We start from the raw sequence: 21341 nt of genomic DNA, 5'->3' as shown, positions 1-21341 counted from the left end.
AGTTGACAATGGATAGGCGACTTTTGTATATTGAATGAGCATAAGTTGAAAGGAATGATATTGATGAATTCAAAATTGTATAACCTGGATTTATTAGATCTGATCAGTGAGCTTTATATCCGTCTTCGCAGCTTGAACAACCAATTGTGGCATCAAAGCCATGATCTCCATATATCCAACTCAGAATGGTTCATTATGGCGAGAATTTACAAGAAACAGGTCACCATATCCTATGTCGCCAGGCAAATGGAAATTTCCCGCCAGGCTACACATAAGTTTATTAAAAATTTGGAGTCCAAAGGCCTGGTCGAAATCAACAAGGCGCAGCATAATAACAAAGATAAATGCATCCAGCTTACACAGCTCGGCGAAGAATGCTTCGAACAGAACAAAGCCATTAGGGAAACGCTTGAAGCAAAGATTATTGCCTCCATCGGGGCCGAGCAAGCGGATCAGCTTGTGCAAATTCTGAATATGGATTGGGGCTTGGATGACACCTCAGCATTACAAGTTTATGAAAGCAGATAAAAACCAGGGTCTTTTCCTGAATTACGTTTAAAATAATGTTCTAGCCGATGATCGTGTTACATCCTATGTTTAAGTCCGGGTCCGAGAAGAAAGTCCCGATGGATTACGATAAAAAAGATGACTCCTGTTCAATACAGGAATCATCCAATGAGGGACCACTGATCTATAGCCAGATTAATGGTCCTCTTTTTATTTTATAGCTTGAACTCTTTCACAAGGCTCTGCAAATCATCCGCCATTTTAGCCAGAGATACTGAGAACGAGTTTACTTCCTCCATCGACGCCAATTGCTCTTCCGCTGCGGCCGAAATATCCTTCGTGCCGTCCGCCGAATTTTTCGCCACTTCAGAGATTTGACTAACGATCTCAACGGCTTGCCCCGTACTGGATTGTATCTGCTGGGAATACGCAGTCACCTCTTGGATTTGCGCCGCTACCTCATTAATCGATTGCTGTATAATTTCGAACGATTTACCCGCATGGTCAACGACTTCAATGCCCAGACCCACTTCTTTCGTTCCTTTGTCCATCGCTTCAACGGCAAGCTGGGTTTCGTTTTGAATCGAGGAGATCATCAGCCCAATCTGTCCTGCCGAGTGTGCGGAATGCTCCGCCAATTTGCGGATTTCATCTGCCACTACGGCAAAACCTCGGCCATGCTCCCCTGCTCGAGCGGCCTCAATGGCAGCGTTGAGCGACAGGAGATTCGTTTGCGTCGCCATATCGGAGATAACTTTGGCCATCTCCTCGATTTCGGCTGATCTTGCTCCCAGATTCGATATAATTTCAGCAATTTGCGTTACCGTATCTTTGATCGAATGCATCTGGGTAATAACCGTCTGAATTTCCTCGTTCCCTTCCCCAGCGGTTCGGGAGGTCCGGATAGCCGAATCCGTCACTTGCTGCGCATTCGCGGCAACTTCCTGCACATCTTCAGCTACCCCTTTGATCGAATTAACACTCGACTCGGCATCTTGAAGCTGCTGATCTGTACCTTCAGCCATATGCTCGATAGTCAGAGCGATCTGTTGGGTCGCTTTGCTTGTTTGCTCGGCATTTGCGGACAGCTCCTCAGCCGAAGTTGCCACTTCCTCCGCCGTAAACTGGACTTTCGAAATAAAACCTCGCAGGGTCTCCACCATCGTATTCACGGAATGCGCCAATTCACTGACCTCATCATGGCCATGAGTCTTTAATGCAGACACCGTTAAATCCCCCGAGGATACACGTCCGGTAACAGAGGCAACCTCCATAATTGGTCTGGATATTTGTCGACTAACGAAATAAGCAATGACACTGACGACGACCACAACCAACAATATGACGATCGTCATTTTACTTTTAACGGCATCGACCTGCTCTGTTATGGCCTTCTGTGGAAGGTGAAGATACAAGCCATACCCCGATTGAGCCAGCGGAGCATAAACAACGATAAATGTTTTGCCTCCGTCTTTGTATGTAGTAGAACCTGAGCTTGTCTCTTGGGATTGCAGAATATTCCCTAACTCCTGTGGAACTCCCGATTCGCCAATCGTCTTGCCGATGAGTTCCTTATTCGGATGGAGCTGAATAATTCCTTTTGAGTCCACCACGATCGGATAGCCCGCTCCATTGTTAATGTATAAATCCTGCGTATATTTCTCCATGAAAGCTTCAAAGTCAACCAGTCCAGTAAGAACCCCTAATAATTTATCATTCTCGTCTTTTACTGGTGTCGCGACGATAATCGATCGCTTTCCAGTTGATTTGGCAACTACAACCTCACTGTAGGAGTCTTTACCCTCCAGCCCGCTCTTAATATACCCTCTTTCATTAAGGTCAACTCCAATATTGCTCTCGAACGTATCTGAAGCTACAACCCCATGATCATTGGTAAAGGTATTTCCGTCGAACACCTTGGTGCTTTCCGCAAAGTTCTTAAGAAATTTGGATTTTGCGGCAGCATCTGTGGACCTAATATCCGTTGTAGAAGCCAAAATCTTCACCTCAGCCATCCGTTGCCCGATATACTGGTCCAGGGTGTTGGCTGTGCTGGTGACGAGCTTCTCATAACTCTCCCGTTGCTTGCTAATAAGTGCGGAAGAAGACTCGTTAAAAATATAGGTCGTTGTCGTAACCAGCGGGATAAGTGCAACAACTAAAAACAAGAGTATGATTTTGTTGCTTAGCTTACCGATAAATAAATCCGCAATCTTGCTAAAAAAACCTTGCTTTGATTTTTGAATAGATTCAGAACTCTTCATCATTCACCCTCCATAATAAGTAGCAAATTACCTTGCTGAATAAAATGTGGACTGCCGAAAATAAATTCAACAGTCCATGAACAACTTCTTTCCTGGTCGTTGCAATCGCATTGGAGGGCCATGATTGATCCGTTCAATTTGAACTTCTTTTCAAGGAATATGACTCAAACTCTTGATTATCGCAGGGCGCTGGCGTTTCCCCCGAGAGAGCTCCTTCTTCAAGGTTCAATCACGCTCCATCAAAAAAATCCGGCTGGTACAGCCCCCCGGAAGTCCCCTTGCCATTAACTTGAGGAAATAATTACCTTCAGAATATGCATTTATACATTATTCATCGGACGCGTTTCAACATTTTTTTATATTATTCGACATCGTTTTTCAGAAAAATTTTCAATTAACGGAAATCCATGCCTAACCTACTAAAGAGGGCGAAGGCCCCCTATACCAAAGGGTTTGCCTTCGCCCAGTTTCTGAAACCTGCTGCTCTTATAAGCTGAATTTTGACTTTTCCTACGCTTCCTACGGGAAGCCTAGGCTTGCGATTCGATGCCGACGTCCGAGACAGAAAGTGGCTTGACGAGCGCCTTTTTCTCCCAGGCTCGACTTCTCCAGCGAAGCAGCATGATGAGCCCGCGCAACCATTCGTCCACCGCAAAAGCGATCCAGATCCCAAGCAGCCCAAACCCAAAATGAACGCCTAGCGCATAAGCGAGCGGAACCGAAACTCCCCACATCGAGAGCACACCCATCATAACGGGAAAACGTGCATCGCCAGCGGCGCGGAGTGAATTGATAATCACCGTATTGAAGGTTCGCCCTGGCTCAAGCACGATGGATAGTAAGAAAATAGTCGCTCCTACTGCAATGATATCAGGGTCCTTCGTAAACATGCCAATCATCTGATAGCGGAATAACGATGCTATACCCACAATAACCACAGTCAATATGAAGCTGATTTTTACGCTTTTGATAAGCCGTCGGTAAGCCGCGTCCTTCTCTCCTGCACCAACCATTTGTCCGACAATGATCTCTGTGCCGGATCCGATTGCCATCGCAAGCGCCATAAAGTAGTTCGACACGTTCATCACATAAACATGGGTATTCAGCGCCGCAACGCCAATCATATTGACAAAGCTGATGATCATTAAATACTGCGACTGCCAGGCGAGATGCTCTCCTGCAGCTGGCAAGCCAATGCTCATAATCTGCTTCACATATGAACCGTTCCAGGTCACATAATCCTTATTCCGAATCGGTGCCGGAATACGACGGTACAGAATCACGACAAGAACGAGGATACCAAGCATTCGACTAATCACTGTTGATACAGCCGCCCCCGTAACGCCCCATTGTGGAAATCCGAAGTTACCGAATATAAGCAAATAATTGCCTGTCATATGGATAATGTTGACGCCCAATGTAACATACATAACACTCTTCGTATGTCCTGTGGAGCGAATCACCGACGAAATCGCATAAGACAGCGCCTCAACCCAAATGAAGCCACCGATAATCTTTAGATAGTGGCTGGCAATGCCAATTTGTTCAGGATTCAAATTCAGCAGCTGCAATAAAGGTTCTCCGAAGCTTACCAGTGCAAGACTGACGAGGATCCCGAAGATCAGGTTAATCGTAATGGCTAACGCCGAGATTCGGCTAGCTTCCTGCTCTCGTCTGGCCCCGATATACTGGGACACGGCCACACTCGTGCCGATTCCGACAAAGCCGAACATCAGAATGCAGAAGAAGATAATTTCGTTTGCTAACCCGACCGCCCCTGTTGCTGTATCAGATACGCGGCTTAACATAAATACATCGACCGTACCCAGCAGCATCCGAAGTACGGAATCGATGAAAATGGGCCAGGTCACAGCGAAGAGACTCAGTTTTTTCCATGAAGGAATTTGATCAGTATTTGTCACGTTTCCACATGCTCCTATTAGGTCAATTCTCTATATCTACCCCAGTTTAATGCGTGTTAGCAAAAACGTCTATAACATAAAAAATTACTTCCCCTCTCAAATGTCTAACTCCGTTTAAATCGGTTGCCCACTGAATTTGCCGCTCAATGATTGACATATAAAAGAAGGGAATGGTAAGTTTTATAATATTTCATTTAACAAAAGGTGGACTATGAGAAAAAAATTACAAGTTTATATATCGTCTACTTTTCCCGATTTAATGGAGGAAAGGCACACAGCTGTGGAGTCCGTACTTAAGGCGGGCCATATCCCTGCCGGGATCGAGCAATTCTTTAAGTTGCGTCAGCTAGGAATGATGAAGAAATGGATCGATGAATCCGATATATTTATTCTAATTCTCGGCGGACTCTATGGGAATATGCTTCATGACGTTTCAAAAAGCCATGTCCATTGGGAATATGAATATGCCGGCGAAGTTGGCAAGCCTAGATTTGCCTTTGTCCTCACAGAGGAGGCCTTAAGAGAAAAGCCTTACGATTTTGTTGTACTGGAAGACTATCCGCAATACCTAGAGTTTAAGAAGTCCGTTCAAGAATCAATTCCTTTTTATCATGTGGACGACATACGCCACATTCAAATGGTTCTTCGCGATCAATTGCCTGAGTATGGGAAAAGAGACGATCTGCATGGCTGGTTTTCCGGCAAGGATCTCCCGGAAGTCCAGAGGTTATTGGAGGAGAATGCTAAATTAAAGGCGGAGTTAGAGGAAATGAAGCGAGCAAACCCGTAATACGAGATATTCCAATTCCCTTATGGCCCACAATCATACACAAAGCCCCCTTATCCAAGGGGGCTTCAGTTTTTATCTGGGGTTGAATCTGGGCCAAGCATGACCCTTAAAACCTGCAGCTTAATCTACGGGTATACTCTGGGCAAAACGAAATACATTATGAGGATCGTACTTCCGCTTCACCCGCTTCAATCTCGGAAAGTTCACCCCATAATACGCCTTTGGCCAGTTCTTGATCTGCAAGTCGGGAAAATTCACATAATCCCCGACGACGAAAGGACGCAAAGCTCGGCGGAACCTTTTCACCCATTGAATATTCCGCCGCTGCTCGCCGCTATTCCTCCAACGTGCTGAGAGTTCATAAATCGTCTCTGCCTTCCGATGAGGGTAGGCCGTCGCCGTCGTAGATACACGACTTACCGCACTCCCTCTGCCACCTAAGCTTTGACACCACACGGTAGAATGCTTATTCGGCGCATGAGACAGGAAATCGCGGATAATCTTTACCCCTTCACGAGGCAAGGGTCTATACCCGAAAGCGCCGGATATTTTGAACTTGGGCTCCAGATTCAGATCCCCCTCAGCGAAAAAACGGGTTGCTTCGATAAAAGGCACGGTTCGCACCATCACTTCGACCGGAGTTCCCGTCCGCAGCAAAGGTCTGATCCATCGCCGCAGCTCCGCTGCACTACCCAGCAATTGCCCGGTCGACACGATCGTTCCCACCTGCTTGGCAGCCACTTCAATGGTCGAGGTTAAGCGGTTTGTAACTGAAGGCGCCCAGCGCTGCCATGTCGGGAATACCTTCTCCAAGTCACGCCATTTCCAGGTGATACTGTAGATGGAGACCGTCCTTATCGGCCGGACCCGGAACGTATACGCCGTAGCAATGCCAAAGTTCCCTCCACCGCCGCCCCTTGATGCCCAGAGCAGGTCGCTGTGCTGCTTTTTGTTGGCAATGATCTTCTTTGCTCCATACCGTCCCGACGCTACAACCATCTTCACTTGTTTGAGGTTATCGCAGGTCAGTCCATACTTACGAGACAGCAGTCCAATCCCGCCTCCCAGAGTTAGCCCGCCAACTCCTACGTCAGGGGCCGTCCCGGCCGGGAGGGCGACACGCTTATCCCACAGCTTCTGGTATACGCGTGCAAGCGGGTTGCCTGTCTGGACATAGGCCAGCCTCCTCCTACGGTCCACCCTCACCTGCTTCATCTTGCTGACATCGATAATAATCCCGCCATTCACCGATGAGAATCCCTCATAGCTGTGGCGTCCGCTGCGTGCTCGCAGCCGTACACCACGCTCACGTGCCCATTTCACTGCGTTGATTACATCCTGCGTTCGTCTGCAAAACACAATAACCCGTGGAAACTTGGAAAAGCGCCTGTTGTACTCCATTCTGGCCCTGTTGTAAGAAGGGCTTCCCGGCAACACGATTTTACCAGTCAGTCGAGTACGCGCCTGCTTCCGGTTCTGTGCCATTCACTATCCACCATCCTCGTTCAAGGAGTAAGCTACTGTCATCTGCTTATTCCTATGTCGGGACAACTGACCTGGTAACGGCTCCCGCCTTGTAGAGGCGAGGTATTCAAAAAAGACCGCCAATAGCAAATTCACTATCGAGGGCCTCCAAGACAATTCCCTCCTGGAACGCAGTGGCAACAACCGGGCCAATAAGCCTTTCATACTTGTCCCTGCTGAGCGTTAGCGGTTCCTCGGTTAAGTAAATCCTTCATGATGGGCAGGCCCATTCCTAGCAGAGATAAGCCCAGAGCTCAATCACATGTTAATAAGATCAATTCCGCTATAATGAAAAACCGCTGTCGCCCTCTTTAGCCGCATATTTCAGCGTGTATGTTCCTTCTTCTCCATAGGGCTTAGTTGCAATTTTAATGCGGGTATGATCCAGCCTGCCTTCTCTTAAAGTTCTTTAGCGATGCCCCGTTCCTCTTCTGCAACGACACAAAATATATTAAGCACATATTGAGTCGGGTCGGAAATGCATCTCCCCATATCAAAGCCATCTACATAACCTAAATGAGCTTCATCCAGAGCTATCTCCAGGTACTCCCTTACTTTATCCCTTAACCAGCAATCACGCTGGTTTCCTTTTGGACTTTTCATTGGATACTGTACGACTAGCCAGAATGATTCGTTCAATTCCTTCCCCCGATTCACTACACACACGTCTAAATATTTTCAGCTACGTTTTGTGCCTGCTCATCTAGCTTTTGGGCGGAGGCAACGATGCTGTTGAAGTCCTTCATGGTCACACGTATCTGCTTCTGACTCTCTACGATCGAGGATTCCGCACGGTTGATACCTTCTGAAATCTCCGTAATCTCCCTTGTAATGCCAACAATGGTTCCCTGAATCTTGATAATGGATTCCGATACCTCGCCTGACAGCTTACGCACCTCCTTAGCGACCACATCAAATCCTCTGCCATACGGTCCCGCATGGGCTGCCTCAATAGCTGCATTTAAAGATAAAAGCTGGGTCTGAGAGGCAATATTGCGGATCGTCTCCACGATCCCTTGAATCAATTTAGCCTGCTCCTGCAGATCCTTAAGAGTCCGGGTATTATCCTCTGAAATTTCCGCAATCCGGTCCACACCCAACAGCAGCTCCCGACTCCGGTTAATTCCCACTTCCGCTCGCTGATTCAGCACTTGAGAGGTATTCTCCAGTTCCTTAACTACGGTGGTCAGGTTAAACTGGCGTTCAGTAATATTCGTTGCTATTTTTAGAATGCCAATAACTTCCGACTCCTGTTCGTCATATACCGGCATATAGGTGGCCTCCAGCCACACTATTTCCCCCCGGGCATTTTTACGTTCAATCTTGTCCTGGAAGCTTTGCCCGGAAAGCAGTTCACTCCAGAACCGCTCATAAGCTGGAGAGTTAGCAAAAGAGTCAAAACAGAAGTCGCGATGCTGCATCTTTAATATATCCTCGGTGGAATATCCGACCACACTGGCGAATACCTCGTTAACATAGGTCACGTTTCGATCAATGTCAAAACGGATCACGGCCAGATTTCGCTCCATCGCTCTGACGATCAATTCGTTCGTTATCAGCTGTTTATTTTTAACATCGTCATCTTGTTTGGTTACATCCACTTTTAGGTCTACCTCCACTGTTCAATAGAGATTCATATATAAATAATATCCTAATATATCAGTTTACCAACTGTTTCTTTACAATACCTCTACATCCTGCATCATCAGCGTATGCCTAAGACCTTTGAGAGGTTTCGCAATCCCCAACACGTCTTCAGCGATCAGGACAGGTTTTCAACATGCATGAACATTAGCCGCATCTATAGAAAAAGATCAAGGACACCCCATAAGGTGTCCTTGATCTTCTACAGCTCGCTGTGATCACCGTCCTGAAAGATCCGATATAAATCATCAACCCATTTGTCCGGATCTCTCAAGGGATAAAGTTTCGTCATGTTCACGAGCGGGTGCCGATTAATACTCTCCTTTAATTACAAAGAACGAGCCCCGGATGGTGCCGGCAAGCTTGGACTTCTGCCTGGCAAATTTAAACTTCCCTTCTAACTCCTTAGGAACCTCCATCCCTTCGGAAAGCTTAAAACCAACGGCCCGCTTCTTAGGGTCATCCACCGTATACATCACATTGAGCCCCAGGCCATCCTCATAAAAAACGTAGGTAAACAGAATGTTTTCCACTTGAAACCGCGATGTCTCCAAGGGTTTTGCTGCAAACTCAATATCGCGTTCTTCTTTCAAAATTCGATTTACATAATCTAGGATTTCCTGGCTTTCACTAGCGGGTACGACCGTAAATTCATGCTTATATTTATTCATAAAATAACGGGCTTCATTCGCACGTAATCCAGCAAGCGCCTCTGCTACAGGGGAAGATTCTAAACCCGCCGTAGACACCTTTTTAAAATCAACGATATACGCCATTTTTATCCCTCCTTCTTAAAGTTTTTACGAGCGATATAAATTAATTTCTTTATTTATTAACAACCGGAATCCACATTTCACCATATACCAGGCCATCTCGTTGCCCCATCTGAACCGTTGTATTGGGCCCACCAACATAGGCAAAATCCTTAGCCTCCGGCAGCACCTGACCAAAAGCAATCCCGGCAAGCTTATTACTCAGCTCATTTGCCGTGGTCCCTTCTCCTTTTACAACCAGATATTCCCCTTTTGGGAATTGAATAACCCTGGTTGCCTCAGGCAGCGACTCCTCTGTCAGGACCCCAGCATAATGCATCATCTTGTTGTTCACCGCTTCGTTCACGGCAAAAATGTAATCATTTGTGGCGATGGCTTTTAAAGTAGCTAGCCTTCCATCTTGCTCGATAGCCGACCAAAAGTCAGCCTTTTCCTTATTGATGCCCACAAAGTCTGTATAATCGCTCTTCAGCTCCGTACCAATCCCTAATACGATAAAGCTTTCTTTTTCTTCCAACGTATACTGTGCCATAATCAAAACCATCCTCCTTTTTAAATGAACCAAATGATTTGTCTTTTCACTTGATGGGTTTATAATAGCCTTAAATCATGTCAAAAAATGATACTGTTTAGGGGGCCCTATGAAAAAAGTTGAACGGATCAATATCATTATGCGGTATATTAACAATCGTGCCCACTTTACTATTTCTGAAATCATGCAAGAATTTAACATCTCTCGTTCGACAGCTATTCGAGATATTAGGGAAATTGAAGCCCTAGGGATGCCGCTTGTCACTGAAGCCGGGCGGGATGGGGGCTATTTTGTGATGAACAACTCCGTCCTTCCCACGGTGCGCTTTACCGATAATGAAATTAAAGCCCTTTTTATCGCCTTTATGGCCACTAGAAATCAGCAGCTCCCTTATCTGAAGAGTCGTCAATCCTTAACCGAAAAATTACTCGGCCTAATCTCAGAAAACCAGCAGGACGATCTGGTCCTTTTAAATCAATTATTACTGTTTGAAGGAACTAACCCCCATAATCCCGATCTGCTTGATCTTTCGGACCTGCCCCATCCTATGGTGGAGAACCTCTTTCAGGTCCTTCTCTTAGACAGCTATTTATTGGTTACCCTCCAGGAAGCGAAGGTCATTAATTCTTATCCGATTTATCTCCTGCACCTTTATCATGAAAAAAGCCAATGGCTCATTGAAGGCTTTGACTTAAAGAAAGAGCAGCGGCGGATTTTTCCTGTTGATAATCTCGTCCAGGTAGAACCATACTCTGTGAAAAAAAGAGAAAGCAGAAAAAAGATTTTAGAAAAATTAAGCAAGCAGGAAGAAGCCATCAACCTGATCCTTGAGCTTGGTCCCAGGGCGATCGCCCAGTTTAAGAAATACCACCCTTTGAAAGCTTCCATTTCTTATACGACCCCCTTTCAAACTACGGCCATTCTAAAAACATTTATCCACGTCGATCATTCCGAAGAATTGAACGAATTAACAAATTGGCTGCTTTTTTTAGGGGAGGATGTCAAGGTCAGGGAAGTGCCAGATGAAGTCTTACAAGCCCTGCAAGAGAGGCGCAAGATTTGGGGGTTGGCATGATCGCAGCAGGTTGCTGCTAGGTGTGCATCCAAAAAAGAGGGAAGCATGCACTCCCCCCTTCTCGTTCTTTACTAATGATCAATAGCGTTTTTGCCTGTATAGTATGTTTCGACAGGTCCTAAATAGCTGTCCGCAGGTGGCTTGCCTTCCGGATAGATCACCAGCTTCTCCAATACAAAGCCCGGACTTACGGCATAAATCCTTAGTTTATTCAGTCCTTTCCGGCAATGAATCCCCGTGCTGTGTCTACGAATATGATTAAGCACTCCCTGTGCCCAATGGCCATCATCTACCCGATACCCTTCAGGAAGGGTATTAATCACGTCAATAGCTCCCTCATTTACTTGAACCCCACATAATACCGAGCCATCTTGGGTCACTGGATTGGATGGCTGCATGTACAGCTCCACCTCATACAATCCTTCCTCTACTGCAAAAAGATATTCCAGATAAGGGGCATCCTTGCCTGCAGTAAAGTATTCTGTTGTTGGATAAGCCTTTACCGCGGATAATGTTTTGCCATACCCTTTAATCACTTCGAATCTGCCAACATCCCCATTGGGCCGAATCGTTTCCTGGTTAAGCGCATAATGTTCAGCCTCTATGGAAATATAGCCATTCGCCTCGATAAAGGTCATTTGAGGCAGTTCACTGAAGTCATCCTTGAACACATTTACGACTATAGTACAGCTGCCTAGTGGCATTTCTATTAAAATATGGCCTTCAGTCTCGTCGTGCATCGCACCACGGTTAACCCTTACATCAATGGTTTCCGCTGCTTGCTCTTTCCCGTCCAGACTGCCGCTCGTTCTGGAACAGGTTAGCCATGGCTGGTGACATTTGATTTTATAATCGGCGGGAAGATCGCTAATCCTCGAAATCGTAAATGAAGCCTCCTCAACATCCGGCTGTAGAAAATCATTCATATATAGCTTATAGGTATGCCATGAGCTTCCTTCACTACGCTGGGTCGTTCCATTTACGGTAACTGCCAATCTCGGTTTATTCGCCGGCATAACCTTCATGAGGATCGGATTTCGGGCTTCATCCTCATTCCATCTGGTGAAGCCGATATGCTCGGAAAGCCCCATACCGTACCACCTGCCATGATCTATGGCATGATACTGCTCCACAAGCTCCCTATCCTTTAGCATGCATTCCTGAATCTGCTCAGCAAGCTTGTTGGCTTCCATCTCCCCCAGCTTGGCTTTGTAATGATTCTTAGCGGTTAATAGCCACATTTTCTGTAAATTGAGGTTCCCTACCGCCGGATAATAGATTAATGCAAAGTAAGACGGCAGGTTCTCTTCATCTACAGTCTTATAGAGTTCATTAGCCATATCCAACAGGTCATCGATCTGACTTAATAATTGATCTGTTTCCTTGTAATTTACCGGGTGATATACCTCTGCATTCATATGTTCAGGTCTGCGGATATGCGCAATCCGGGTATAACCTGTCAGGAGCTTAAACAGCTTCTCCATATCGTCCTCATGGAACACGCCTGCGAACTGCTGCTTAATCCAAAGCTTCGTATATAGATCCGTCTTATTAAGAGCATGGGTTCCCCATTTTTCGAAATTATAGGCCAAATCAAGGAAATAGGACAACGGGAATTCCTGGGTGCTAATATCACCCACATTAACGATCCAGAGATCGCGGATTCCAAAGTCGTAAGCCATTGTCATCTGCTCCCAAATTTTCGGGAGGTACGAGCTGTTGATCCATTCAAAGGAGATGGGCCCGCCATGATAATCAAAATGATAATACATCCCATAACCGCCCGGATGGCAGCGCATTTCCTCTGTAGGCAAGGTTCGGAGATTACCATGGTTATCATCGCAGAGCATGAGAATGATATCCTTAAGCTCCTCGGAATCGATTAATCCGGGTGTCTGTTCGTCCCCATAGAAGAAAGGCTCCACCTCTTTATATAAAGCCAGCATCCTTGGCACTTCCGACAGGTCTGGATTGATATTTTCCCGGATCAACCGGTTTTGTGTGTGTATTACCTCTCGCAGCAATTGAATATTATCAGCGAGTGTAGCGCCTCTCCCCATAATGGCCGTATCCGCTTCACCACGCATACCGACAGTAATGACGCTCTCAAATTTCCCGCTCCGCTTCAGACCGTCTTCCCAGAATTTCGTGATTCCTTCTCGGTTCACTATGAAATTCCAGGCGTCACCATAAATTGAATTCTGCCCGCGGAGATATTTATATTCCTCTCCCGACCGTAAACAAGGCTCGTGATGGGATGCCCCCATGACGACTCCATATTCATCCGCCAGTTCGGCATTGGCCAAGCCAGGCCCGTCATCATAAAACCGAGCGGACCACATCGCAGGCCAGAGATAATTTCCCTTCAATCTTAGCAATAACTCAAAAACATGATCATACATTTCCGCGTTAAAGCCGCCGTAATTTTTCATGGTCCAATTGCCAAAGGCCGGCCACTCATCATTGATAAAAAAGCCGCGAAACCGAACGGACGGTTCTTTAGAGATATATTTCAAATCCGCACTCAACGAGAACGAGGCTTTCCACTCTGGCTTCACATTTGCCCAATCCACCATCGGAGAAACCCCAAGACGCTCGGATAGATGAAAAAGACCGTAGATCGTACCGCGCTTATCACTTCCTGCAATAATCAATGCCTTCTCAACGCCTTCAAAAGGGTGGTCGATAACTTGGAATAAGAATACTTCTCTTTTCCCTTCAATGTCTGACAAATCGATCAGTTTCTTCTCCTCAAGCTCAAGCAGCATGGGGCTGTGATCCACGGTTCCATACAGAACAACATACTTCCCAAGTTGGTTTTTGTCTGTTGTCGCTTGCGGCGCATAGCCAAAGACCAGCTCTACATCGTGCATCACCTTTGTAGCAATTTTATTCACACCGCTGAAAGCTTCTTCTTCCAGATAAAATAACGCTCCTGATGTCGACAAATCGCCATTTGTAGCGCTTACATTTTTAAGCATCTCTTGAGTAATGGTAAATTCCATAATAACTCCCTTCTGCTGTCGTTGTTTTCTCCTACAGCTGATGCTCTCTGCATTTTATTTACAGCCAGTATACATAGATTGGCGCTGAATAGATATGCGCACTACAAGCATAAATCTACCATAATCTTTCATAATCGCTCACTTGGGGTACGAATTGACTTCTATATATGTAATCCCCATTCCCGGTATCCTCGCTGCTCCTTCCCCAATAAAAAAAGAACCTGATCTGCTAAAGATCAGACTCCTCTTTTATAAATCACTCTCTTGTTGCCATTATGATTCTTCTTCTGCCGCAATGGCCTGGGCTGGCGTCATCAAACCTTGGACGGCGCCAAGAAACGGACGGACAGACCTGATCATACCGTATCCCAACTTAACGACCGGGACAAATCGCTGGATCATGCCAAATAGCCGCATGCCGCCGCCGAGCGCACCGCCAAGCACCCCCGCACCAGCACCGCCAAGCCCGCCGCCGAATCCTCCCAACAGCGAGCCTAATATCGGAAGAAAGGCCGATATCTGGGCATCCGGCTTGCGGGAGCGGGAACGGGCCGAAGGCCTGTGCGATCGAGAACGAGCAACTGGCTTGCGTGAGCCGCTACTACGGCTCCTAGAACGATTGCCTGAGGCATGGGATCCAGCTCTAGCCTGCTTAGGACGAGAGCCTTGCTTCCCGGATGAGATACTCGGCTGAGTTCCAGCACTGGCCAGCGCCAAGCCGCTGCTGTCGGCACCAGTAATGTAGCCGATATAGGTCTTGCCGTTGTGCAGGGTGATGCATACCGGGCGGCCCTGCAGCCGCTGGGCCTGTGCGAGCACCTCTTTGGATTGTGCCATGGAAGTTCACCTCGCTCACTGGTTATGGTTCATTGTACGCCGGGGGCGGACTACCTGCTTGTGCGAATGCAGCATGTACACACGCCCTCTTCGCTTGCCCGAGCCGGTCCCCGGGGCATCATGCATGAGAGGCTAAGCCGAAGAAAGGTTCACACCTAACTCCCTGAATGAAAATGGATGCATCATAAGTAATAATAAGCTTATAATTAAATCAGATTATCAAGTGAACCATTCACACAACCTATCGGGAGGTATACTTTCATGGATAAACGCAACGCGGAGTATTACATAACCAAGCTTGGGCTCGAACCCCATCCGGAGGGCGGATATTACAAAAGAACATTTGAATCCGGGGAAAAAACTTCAGATCAGGAACTGTCTGTCTCCTTTGAAGGAACAAGACTGCTTTACACAAGCATTTACTTTTTGTTAGACTCCAACAATATCTCTCATTTCCATCGTTTAAAATCGGATGAGCTGTGGTACTATCACGCAGGCAGTCCATTAACGGTACATGTCATCGATGAGAATGGGGAATATACCGAGTTCAAATTAGGAACCAACCTGGATGCGGGAGAAGTCCCGCAAGTGCTGGTCCCTAAAAATAGTATTTTTGCTTCATCTGTTACGGATCAAGACGCCTTCTCCTTAGTAGGGTGCATGGTGTCACCTGGCTTTGAGTTTCGAGATTTCGAGTTATTTACACAGGCCGAGCTTCTGGCTGAATATCCTCAACATAAGGATGCCATCATGAAGCTGGCTTATGAAGTGATTCCAGGGTAGCTGCTTCCCGCCGGACCGATCCATCTACTATTGAAGAAAGAGGCGAATGAAATGATTGAGATTAATACTGAAATGGTATGCCAATTAATCACTAGCCAATTTCCTGAGTGGAGGGATTTAGAGATTGTACCCGTAGAAAAAAGCGGACATGATAACCGCACCTATCGGCTGGGAAGCGAGATGACGATTCGTCTGCCCAGCCATGAGCGTTACGCCTCGGCGGTTGAAAAAGAATTGATCTGGCTTCCTATTTTCAAGCCCTTACTGTCCTTGCCCATTCCGGCTCCCATTGCCCAAGGGGAACCGACGAATGAATATCCCCTTCCTTGGTCCGTCAATCGATGGATCGAAGGCGATACGGTCACGCAAGCCAATATCCTCGATATAAACAGATTTGCCGAAGACCTCGCAGGCTTTCTGAAAGAGCTGGAAGCGATCGATGCGAGCCGCGGCATCCCGGCCGGCCCGCAAAACTTCCATCGCGGAGGCAACTTGGCGGTTTACGATCAAGATACAAGGTCCGTCATAGATAAGCTATCCGGCCAATATGATCCAAAGCTCTTAACAGACATATGGGAGCTTGCCCTTGCAACGAGCTTTCAATCGTCACCACTCTGGCTCCACGGCGACGTGGCAGTAGGCAATCTGCTTGTGCAAAATGGACGCCTGTGCGGTGTCATTGATTTTGGGACTATGGGCGTTGGTGATCCCTCCAGCGATCTGGTGATGGCGTGGAACTTTTTTGATGATGTAAGCCGCGACATATTTTTAAGCCGCTTGGGCTTTGATCAGGATACTGTTCATCGCGCACGCGGTTGGGCTTTGTGGAAGGCTCTCATCAGCTACGCTTGGAATGAACCAGGCTCAGATGCTTCAAATTGGGGGAAGCATGTCATCGATGTTATTATTCGAGACTATCAATCGTTATTACCTTGATCGCGATAACGTAATGCTTCAGGCCCCACGGCTACGATCGCTGCTGCATACATGCCTCAAAAAAGGGGACAAGGCGTACAAATCGACGCCTGTCCCCTTTTTCAATCCGATTACCAGCCCATCAGTCTATCATTTCAAGCGTTTTTAGCATCCTTATAAATACGGCTGCCGCCTGCGCACGCGTCGTCTCACCATCAGGGCTAAACGTATCTGCGCTTGTACCTGTCATGATTTGATGCGTCACCATCAGCCCGATATCCTCCAGGTAAGCCGAATCGACGTTCTCCAAATCCTTATAACCCTTCAGGCTAACCAACTTATTCGTGTTCGGCATCCCTTCAAGCTTTGTCGCTGCGGCCAGCATGCTCGCCATTTCCTCCCGGGTTAGGGACTGGTTGGGCAAGAAGCCGTCGCCCTTCACAAAATCCAGCAGTCCTAACTCCTTCGCTTTGGCTATCGCATCATAATACCAAGCACCTTGCTGGACATCACTAAAGGATTCCGCGCTGCCTGAAGATGTGCCTCGTCCCAATGCCCGGACTAACATGGCGGTAAATTCTGCTCGTGTCACTGTTTGATCAGGTTCATATTGTCCGCCGCCAACTCCGTCAATCAGTCCTTTCGCCGCAGCAAGCTCAACATAGGATTGGCTCCAATGCTTCTGTACATCCGCAAAACTTACCGCATTTTGTGCCACGACGTACACGCTGTTGGAATTGGAGTTAACCAACGCGTACCATCCCCCGTCGATCTGTATTTTGCGAGCAGGGACAAACTCAAACTTCTTCGTGGATTCGTTGTAGCGGAACGCACCCCATCGCTCCGTTATGCTGGTCGTATCCTTCGGCATCGGAATCAATCGGGCAAGCGCCTTGCTGAACTTGTCCGCCGTTCCGAGGGTTTGACCAGTCCTGGTGTTAACGATCTCTATGCTGAAATCCACAACGACTCCCATCACCTTGCCATTTGGCAAGCCGTTTGCAAACGCCGCCTGTATATCCTTGTTGCCGGACTTATCGGCTACAGTCATTTTGAAGCTGATATCCTTCGTCGTTAGGTTGTTTGTGGCTAACCAATCCTTCAATCCCGGAATGAGCGAAGCCAGATTGACCGGTATGTTATAGCTCCCATAAGGGGTCTTAATCTCAATGATAAAAGCCGGATTCTTACTTTCCAGCCTCGTCAAGAGGTCTGCCGGTATGCTGACACCAGCTACACTGTTTTTTGGCGCCACTTCGAGTGTGAAAGATGGCTTTGTGGTATCAATGCCATCCGGATTGAACGGCTGGGCATTGGAATCGCTAACTGGCTGGACAACGGTAGGTACGGACGTTCCTCCACCACTTGATGGCGAACTATCTACCTTTTCCGTCCACTTGGCGTAGATCGTTGTGTTGCCTGTAATCGGGGTGTTCACAAAATCATATTTGACGGCATAAGCAGCGTCGCTGTACCAGCCATCAAATGTATAACCCGCCTTCGTTGGGGCGGTCGGCTCCGTCGCTATGCCATTTAAGCTCACCATTTGACTATCCACTGCTGAACCACCGTTGCTGTTGAAACTCACGGTGAACGTGGTTGGATTAGGAGTAATACGATTCGATGCAGATGAAGCTGCCGAGTTCCCTGCAGCATTCCTTGCTGTTACCGTAAATGTATACTCCGTTCCGTTCGTCAGACCCGTGATCGTAATTGGGCTGTCCGTTCCCGTTGCTAGGATGCCTCCGGGAATTGACGTCACCGTATAATCTGTAATAGCAGAACCGCCGCCATCGGCAGGTGCTAAGAAGGTTACGGTTGCCTGCGCATCACCGGGTGTTGCTGTTACGTCTGTCGGTGCTTCCGGTACGGCTAGCGGATTCCGATTCACTGTTAAAGTGTATGTCTTCGTTGCCACCCCATCCTGTGCCGTCACCACGATTGTGATGGGGTTACTGCCTGCATTTAGATTGATCTCTGATCCTAAGCCGCTCGTCGTTGCCGTTCCGTTAACCGTCATCGTCGCCTTGAGTTCATTTGTTGTCGGTGTTACTGTGATCCTATTTACACTGTTAGCCACGTTCACCGTGTAGTCTGTCGTGCCCGACGCAAAAAGCGGACTCAACGTTCCACTCGACAACGTTAAGCTGCTCAAGTTAGCATCCTGGGATGGGAGTGAGGTGATCGTACATAAAGCCAAATTGTTAGAAGGGTCCGGGTCAAATGGATCGGCATAAAGAACTGAAGCAGCGAACGTGCTTATACTAGGTGAAGTGACCTTCGCCATAATCCTCAGCGTTAGCGTATTTGCAGATCCAAGGTCTCCTACTGTCCATAACCCCATAGAGTTGAATACCCCTTGTGGAAACGTAGCGCTAAGATAGGTCAATCCTGGAGGAAGGGCTGCAAAGACTGTTACGCCTGTTGCCGCATCAGGTCCGTTATTGATGATTGATACCGTATAAATAATCGTATCCCCCACACCTGGGGTAGAATCATTAACGGTTACGGATACACTCAGATCCGCTTCTTGCGAATCTGCATGTACGGTTTGATTTGAAAATGATGTAGAGAGAAGCAATCCAAACACCATAACAAATGAAATGATTATTGAACAAATATTCGTAAACTTGATTTTCACTTTTATCACTCCAAAATAGCAAGATAAATTTAAATTTTAGAAATTTATTTTTTTGTATATTCTACAATAATGTCTATTCTCCTTTTAAATAGCTCCCTTCTTTTGGCAGATCATTTAGCATATATGAACCTTAATTCCTTCTATAATAGTGAATATGTAAATGGCTGAGTAGTGACCGTTGTCATCATTTTGTCACATTACATTTTTTTGTTATCCATAAAAATAGACCATCCTTTGCAGGATGGCCATAACTGCTCTGAAACGATGCGCAGATGCATATAGGAACAAAAGTAGGAAATCCATATCTATCCGGGTCCACTCGGGCATTTTCTCCATATATTGATTTTATATAAGGAGGTTATCCCATTGCCAAACTTAATTTTAGTACCGCAGGATTATTCAACAATTCAAGCCGCTATCAACAACGCATTAGATTATGATACGATACGCGTTGCCCCGGGAACATACACTGAAAATATTACAGTCAATAAAACTATACAATTACTAGGCGCTCAAGCGGGTATTGATGCGCGAACAAGAGCTGGCACCCAAGAATCTATTATTACCGGCACAGGAAGTACGTTAGTTCGAGTATCTGCAGATAATGTAGTAGTTGACGGTTTCACGATCCAGGGAAATACGGCGGGAAATGGCGTTCATGCAGGAAATGTTAGTGGTTATTGGATTTTCAATAATATTATTCAAAATAATACCTTGGGTGTGTTTTTGGAGCCCAATAGCGGAACAACAACATCGCAACTTAGACAGAACCTTGTAAGAGACAATGTTAGCCCTACTGGAAATGGAATTTTTTTGCGTGCTCTTAACGTATTTATTGATAGTAATCGTATAACAGGACATCGTGAGAATGCCTCTATCAATATAACTGAAGGTGCAACCAATGTAATTATATCAAATAATGATATTATAGATGATACGTCCATTGCCCTGGAAGGCTCCACGAATATCAAGATTGCAAATAACAGGTTAATCGACACTCAAGGAACAGCTATCTTTATTGGTGGAGATACAAATATCACGGAGATTGAAGGAAATATAATAAGTGGCAGTACAGGGAATGGAATTAGTGTTAATAATATTTTCTCCGCTGTACAAAACCAAAATATTAGAGCTAAGGATAATTCAATCGAAGGCAATCAATTGGCCGGTTTGAATGTCGCGGCTGCCAGCTATAATAACACCGCGCCAAATAGACCGTTGGATGCAACCAATAACTGGTGGGGGAGCCCAAGCGGTCCTAACGTGAACGGTGGGGGGCCGGGTACGGGTCAAGCTATTACCGATCCAGATATGGTAACCTTGTTTTCGCCATTTCTTGCTGCTACCCCGTTTGTCCCCGTTCCACCTGTTACTCCTGTACAAAGACTCAGCAGCAGTGCGGCGAATGTATATGTAGCCACGGACCGCGAGATGGCCGTAGCAGCCGCTAATCTGGGAACGGGCACGCTTGCTGTAGAGGTCCCTCAGTTCCCGATTTGGGCCAGCTTAACGAAATTTGTTAATGACAATAACCCCGTATTCGGAGCCATTCCCGATCCAACCACAGTATGGAGTTCGTCGATGGCTCCGGGGCAAGTTTTTGGTTTTGCGGCGTCCAGCAGTTCCTTTACGATCACCTCAGAGGGGCAGGTATTGATTTATTTAACTGCTTTTGCCGATAACGCCATGGAAGCACAAATCGACCTGGTAGATGCTACAACGAATACCCTTATATCGTCACCGCCGCTGGGTACCCTGCTATTGAACGGAAGCATGGACCCTACGCCTGTTGTCCTCGAGCCCCCGTTTAATTGGCAGAATATTCGCTGTTATTCCATCTCCACTGCGCCCATCCCGGCTGGCCAATATAAAGTGATCGTTTCTTTTACCGTAGTAAACTATGATCAATACATGTCCTATCCCTACCCTGCGGGACTATCCTTTGTTGCCGATATCTATTCGGTCAGTGTATAGCCTTCACCTTAGAAAAGAGAGGAGTTGCACCTTGAGTTATATCCTTTTAAGGGTACGGTTCAGCCCTCCCTGATAGGATCATGACATTTTACAACTCGCCCTCAAGAAGCTTAATGAGGTACAGGGAAGGATTCTGAATCTCATGTGTTTATACC

16 protein-coding genes are annotated in these 21341 nt (G+C 46.7%); 6 read left to right on the top strand and 10 right to left on the bottom strand.

The genetic code is table 11. The features are described 5' to 3' along the window. Nucleotides 1–63: 63 nt before the first annotated feature. Nucleotides 64–528, top strand: a complete 465-nt coding sequence (locus BN1360_RS04515) for a MarR family winged helix-turn-helix transcriptional regulator (RefSeq protein WP_068778749.1) — start codon at nt 64–66, stop codon at nt 526–528. A gap of 194 nt (nt 529–722) precedes the next feature. Here BN1360_RS04515 and BN1360_RS04510 read toward each other — a convergent pair whose 3' ends face one another. Next, nucleotides 723–2771 carry a methyl-accepting chemotaxis protein gene (locus BN1360_RS04510; RefSeq protein ID WP_068778696.1) on the bottom strand — a complete coding sequence of 683 codons (2049 nt, stop codon included), beginning with the start codon at nt 2769–2771 and terminating at the stop codon, nt 723–725. Nucleotides 2772–3301: 530 nt separating this feature from the next. Continuing rightward, nucleotides 3302–4693 (bottom strand): MATE family efflux transporter, encoded by a 1392-nt coding sequence (locus BN1360_RS04505; RefSeq protein ID WP_068778695.1) that lies wholly within the window; start codon nt 4691–4693, stop codon nt 3302–3304. A 211-nt stretch (nt 4694–4904) separates the two neighbouring features. Between BN1360_RS04505 and BN1360_RS04500 the strand changes: the two genes are divergently transcribed. After that, a complete protein-coding gene (locus tag BN1360_RS04500; RefSeq protein ID WP_068778694.1) occupies nt 4905–5483 on the top strand; it encodes a DUF4062 domain-containing protein in 579 nt (192 codons plus the stop codon). Between the two features lie 120 nt (nt 5484–5603). Here the strand turns inward: BN1360_RS04500 and BN1360_RS04495 are convergent, their stop codons facing one another. From BN1360_RS04495 to BN1360_RS04475, 5 genes are all read right to left on the bottom strand, one after another. Then, nucleotides 5604–6968 carry an FAD-binding oxidoreductase gene (locus tag BN1360_RS04495; RefSeq protein WP_068778693.1) on the bottom strand — a complete coding sequence of 455 codons (1365 nt, stop codon included), beginning with the start codon at nt 6966–6968 and terminating at the stop codon, nt 5604–5606. Nucleotides 6969–7406: 438 nt separating this feature from the next. Continuing rightward, nucleotides 7407–7610 (bottom strand): hypothetical protein, encoded by a 204-nt coding sequence (locus BN1360_RS25835; protein ID WP_229520805.1) that lies wholly within the window; start codon nt 7608–7610, stop codon nt 7407–7409. A gap of 65 nt (nt 7611–7675) precedes the next feature. Beyond that, complete coding sequence (locus tag BN1360_RS04485; protein ID WP_324254238.1) at nt 7676–8608, bottom strand: methyl-accepting chemotaxis protein; 933 nt, start codon at nt 8606–8608, stop codon at nt 7676–7678. Nucleotides 8609–8962: 354 nt separating this feature from the next. Further along, nucleotides 8963–9427, bottom strand: coding sequence for a phage tail protein (locus tag BN1360_RS04480; RefSeq protein WP_068778692.1), 465 nt, complete (start codon nt 9425–9427; stop codon nt 8963–8965). A 49-nt stretch (nt 9428–9476) separates the two neighbouring features. Beyond that, a complete protein-coding gene (locus tag BN1360_RS04475; protein ID WP_068778691.1) occupies nt 9477–9956 on the bottom strand; it encodes a GyrI-like domain-containing protein in 480 nt (159 codons plus the stop codon). A 109-nt stretch (nt 9957–10065) separates the two neighbouring features. Here BN1360_RS04475 and BN1360_RS04470 point away from each other — a divergent pair, with 109 nt between their 5' ends. Further along, entirely contained in the window at nt 10066–11031 is a 966-nt protein-coding gene (locus BN1360_RS04470) for a helix-turn-helix transcriptional regulator (protein WP_068778690.1), read from the top strand. A 71-nt stretch (nt 11032–11102) separates the two neighbouring features. Here BN1360_RS04470 and BN1360_RS04465 read toward each other — a convergent pair whose 3' ends face one another. Both BN1360_RS04465 and BN1360_RS04460 read right to left on the bottom strand, forming a co-directional pair. Continuing rightward, nucleotides 11103–14036: a glycosyl hydrolase 115 family protein gene (locus BN1360_RS04465; protein WP_082789929.1), complete on the bottom strand. Its 2934-nt coding sequence runs from the start codon at nt 14034–14036 to the stop codon at nt 11103–11105. Between the two features lie 273 nt (nt 14037–14309). Further along, nucleotides 14310–14873 (bottom strand): hypothetical protein, encoded by a 564-nt coding sequence (locus BN1360_RS04460; protein WP_068778689.1) that lies wholly within the window; start codon nt 14871–14873, stop codon nt 14310–14312. Between the two features lie 261 nt (nt 14874–15134). Between BN1360_RS04460 and BN1360_RS04455 the strand changes: the two genes are divergently transcribed. Together BN1360_RS04455 and BN1360_RS04450 are read left to right on the top strand one after the other, a co-directional pair. Next, nucleotides 15135–15656, top strand: a complete 522-nt coding sequence (locus BN1360_RS04455; protein WP_068778688.1) for a cupin domain-containing protein — start codon at nt 15135–15137, stop codon at nt 15654–15656. A 51-nt stretch (nt 15657–15707) separates the two neighbouring features. After that, nucleotides 15708–16592 carry an aminoglycoside phosphotransferase family protein gene (locus BN1360_RS04450; RefSeq protein ID WP_068778687.1) on the top strand — a complete coding sequence of 295 codons (885 nt, stop codon included), beginning with the start codon at nt 15708–15710 and terminating at the stop codon, nt 16590–16592. Between the two features lie 121 nt (nt 16593–16713). Here the strand turns inward: BN1360_RS04450 and BN1360_RS04445 are convergent, their stop codons facing one another. Then, nucleotides 16714–19212 carry an S-layer homology domain-containing protein gene (locus tag BN1360_RS04445; RefSeq protein WP_068778686.1) on the bottom strand — a complete coding sequence of 833 codons (2499 nt, stop codon included), beginning with the start codon at nt 19210–19212 and terminating at the stop codon, nt 16714–16716. A gap of 366 nt (nt 19213–19578) precedes the next feature. Between BN1360_RS04445 and BN1360_RS04440 the strand changes: the two genes are divergently transcribed. After that, entirely contained in the window at nt 19579–21186 is a 1608-nt protein-coding gene (locus tag BN1360_RS04440) for a right-handed parallel beta-helix repeat-containing protein (protein WP_068778685.1), read from the top strand. The last annotated feature ends 155 nt before the right edge of the window (nt 21187–21341 follow it).

Origin of the sequence: Paenibacillus sp. GM2, from assembly GCF_900069005.2 — a bacterium.
Taxonomy (GTDB): domain Bacteria; phylum Bacillota; class Bacilli; order Paenibacillales; family Paenibacillaceae; genus Fontibacillus.
This window is presented reverse-complemented; position numbering and strand designations above follow the sequence as displayed.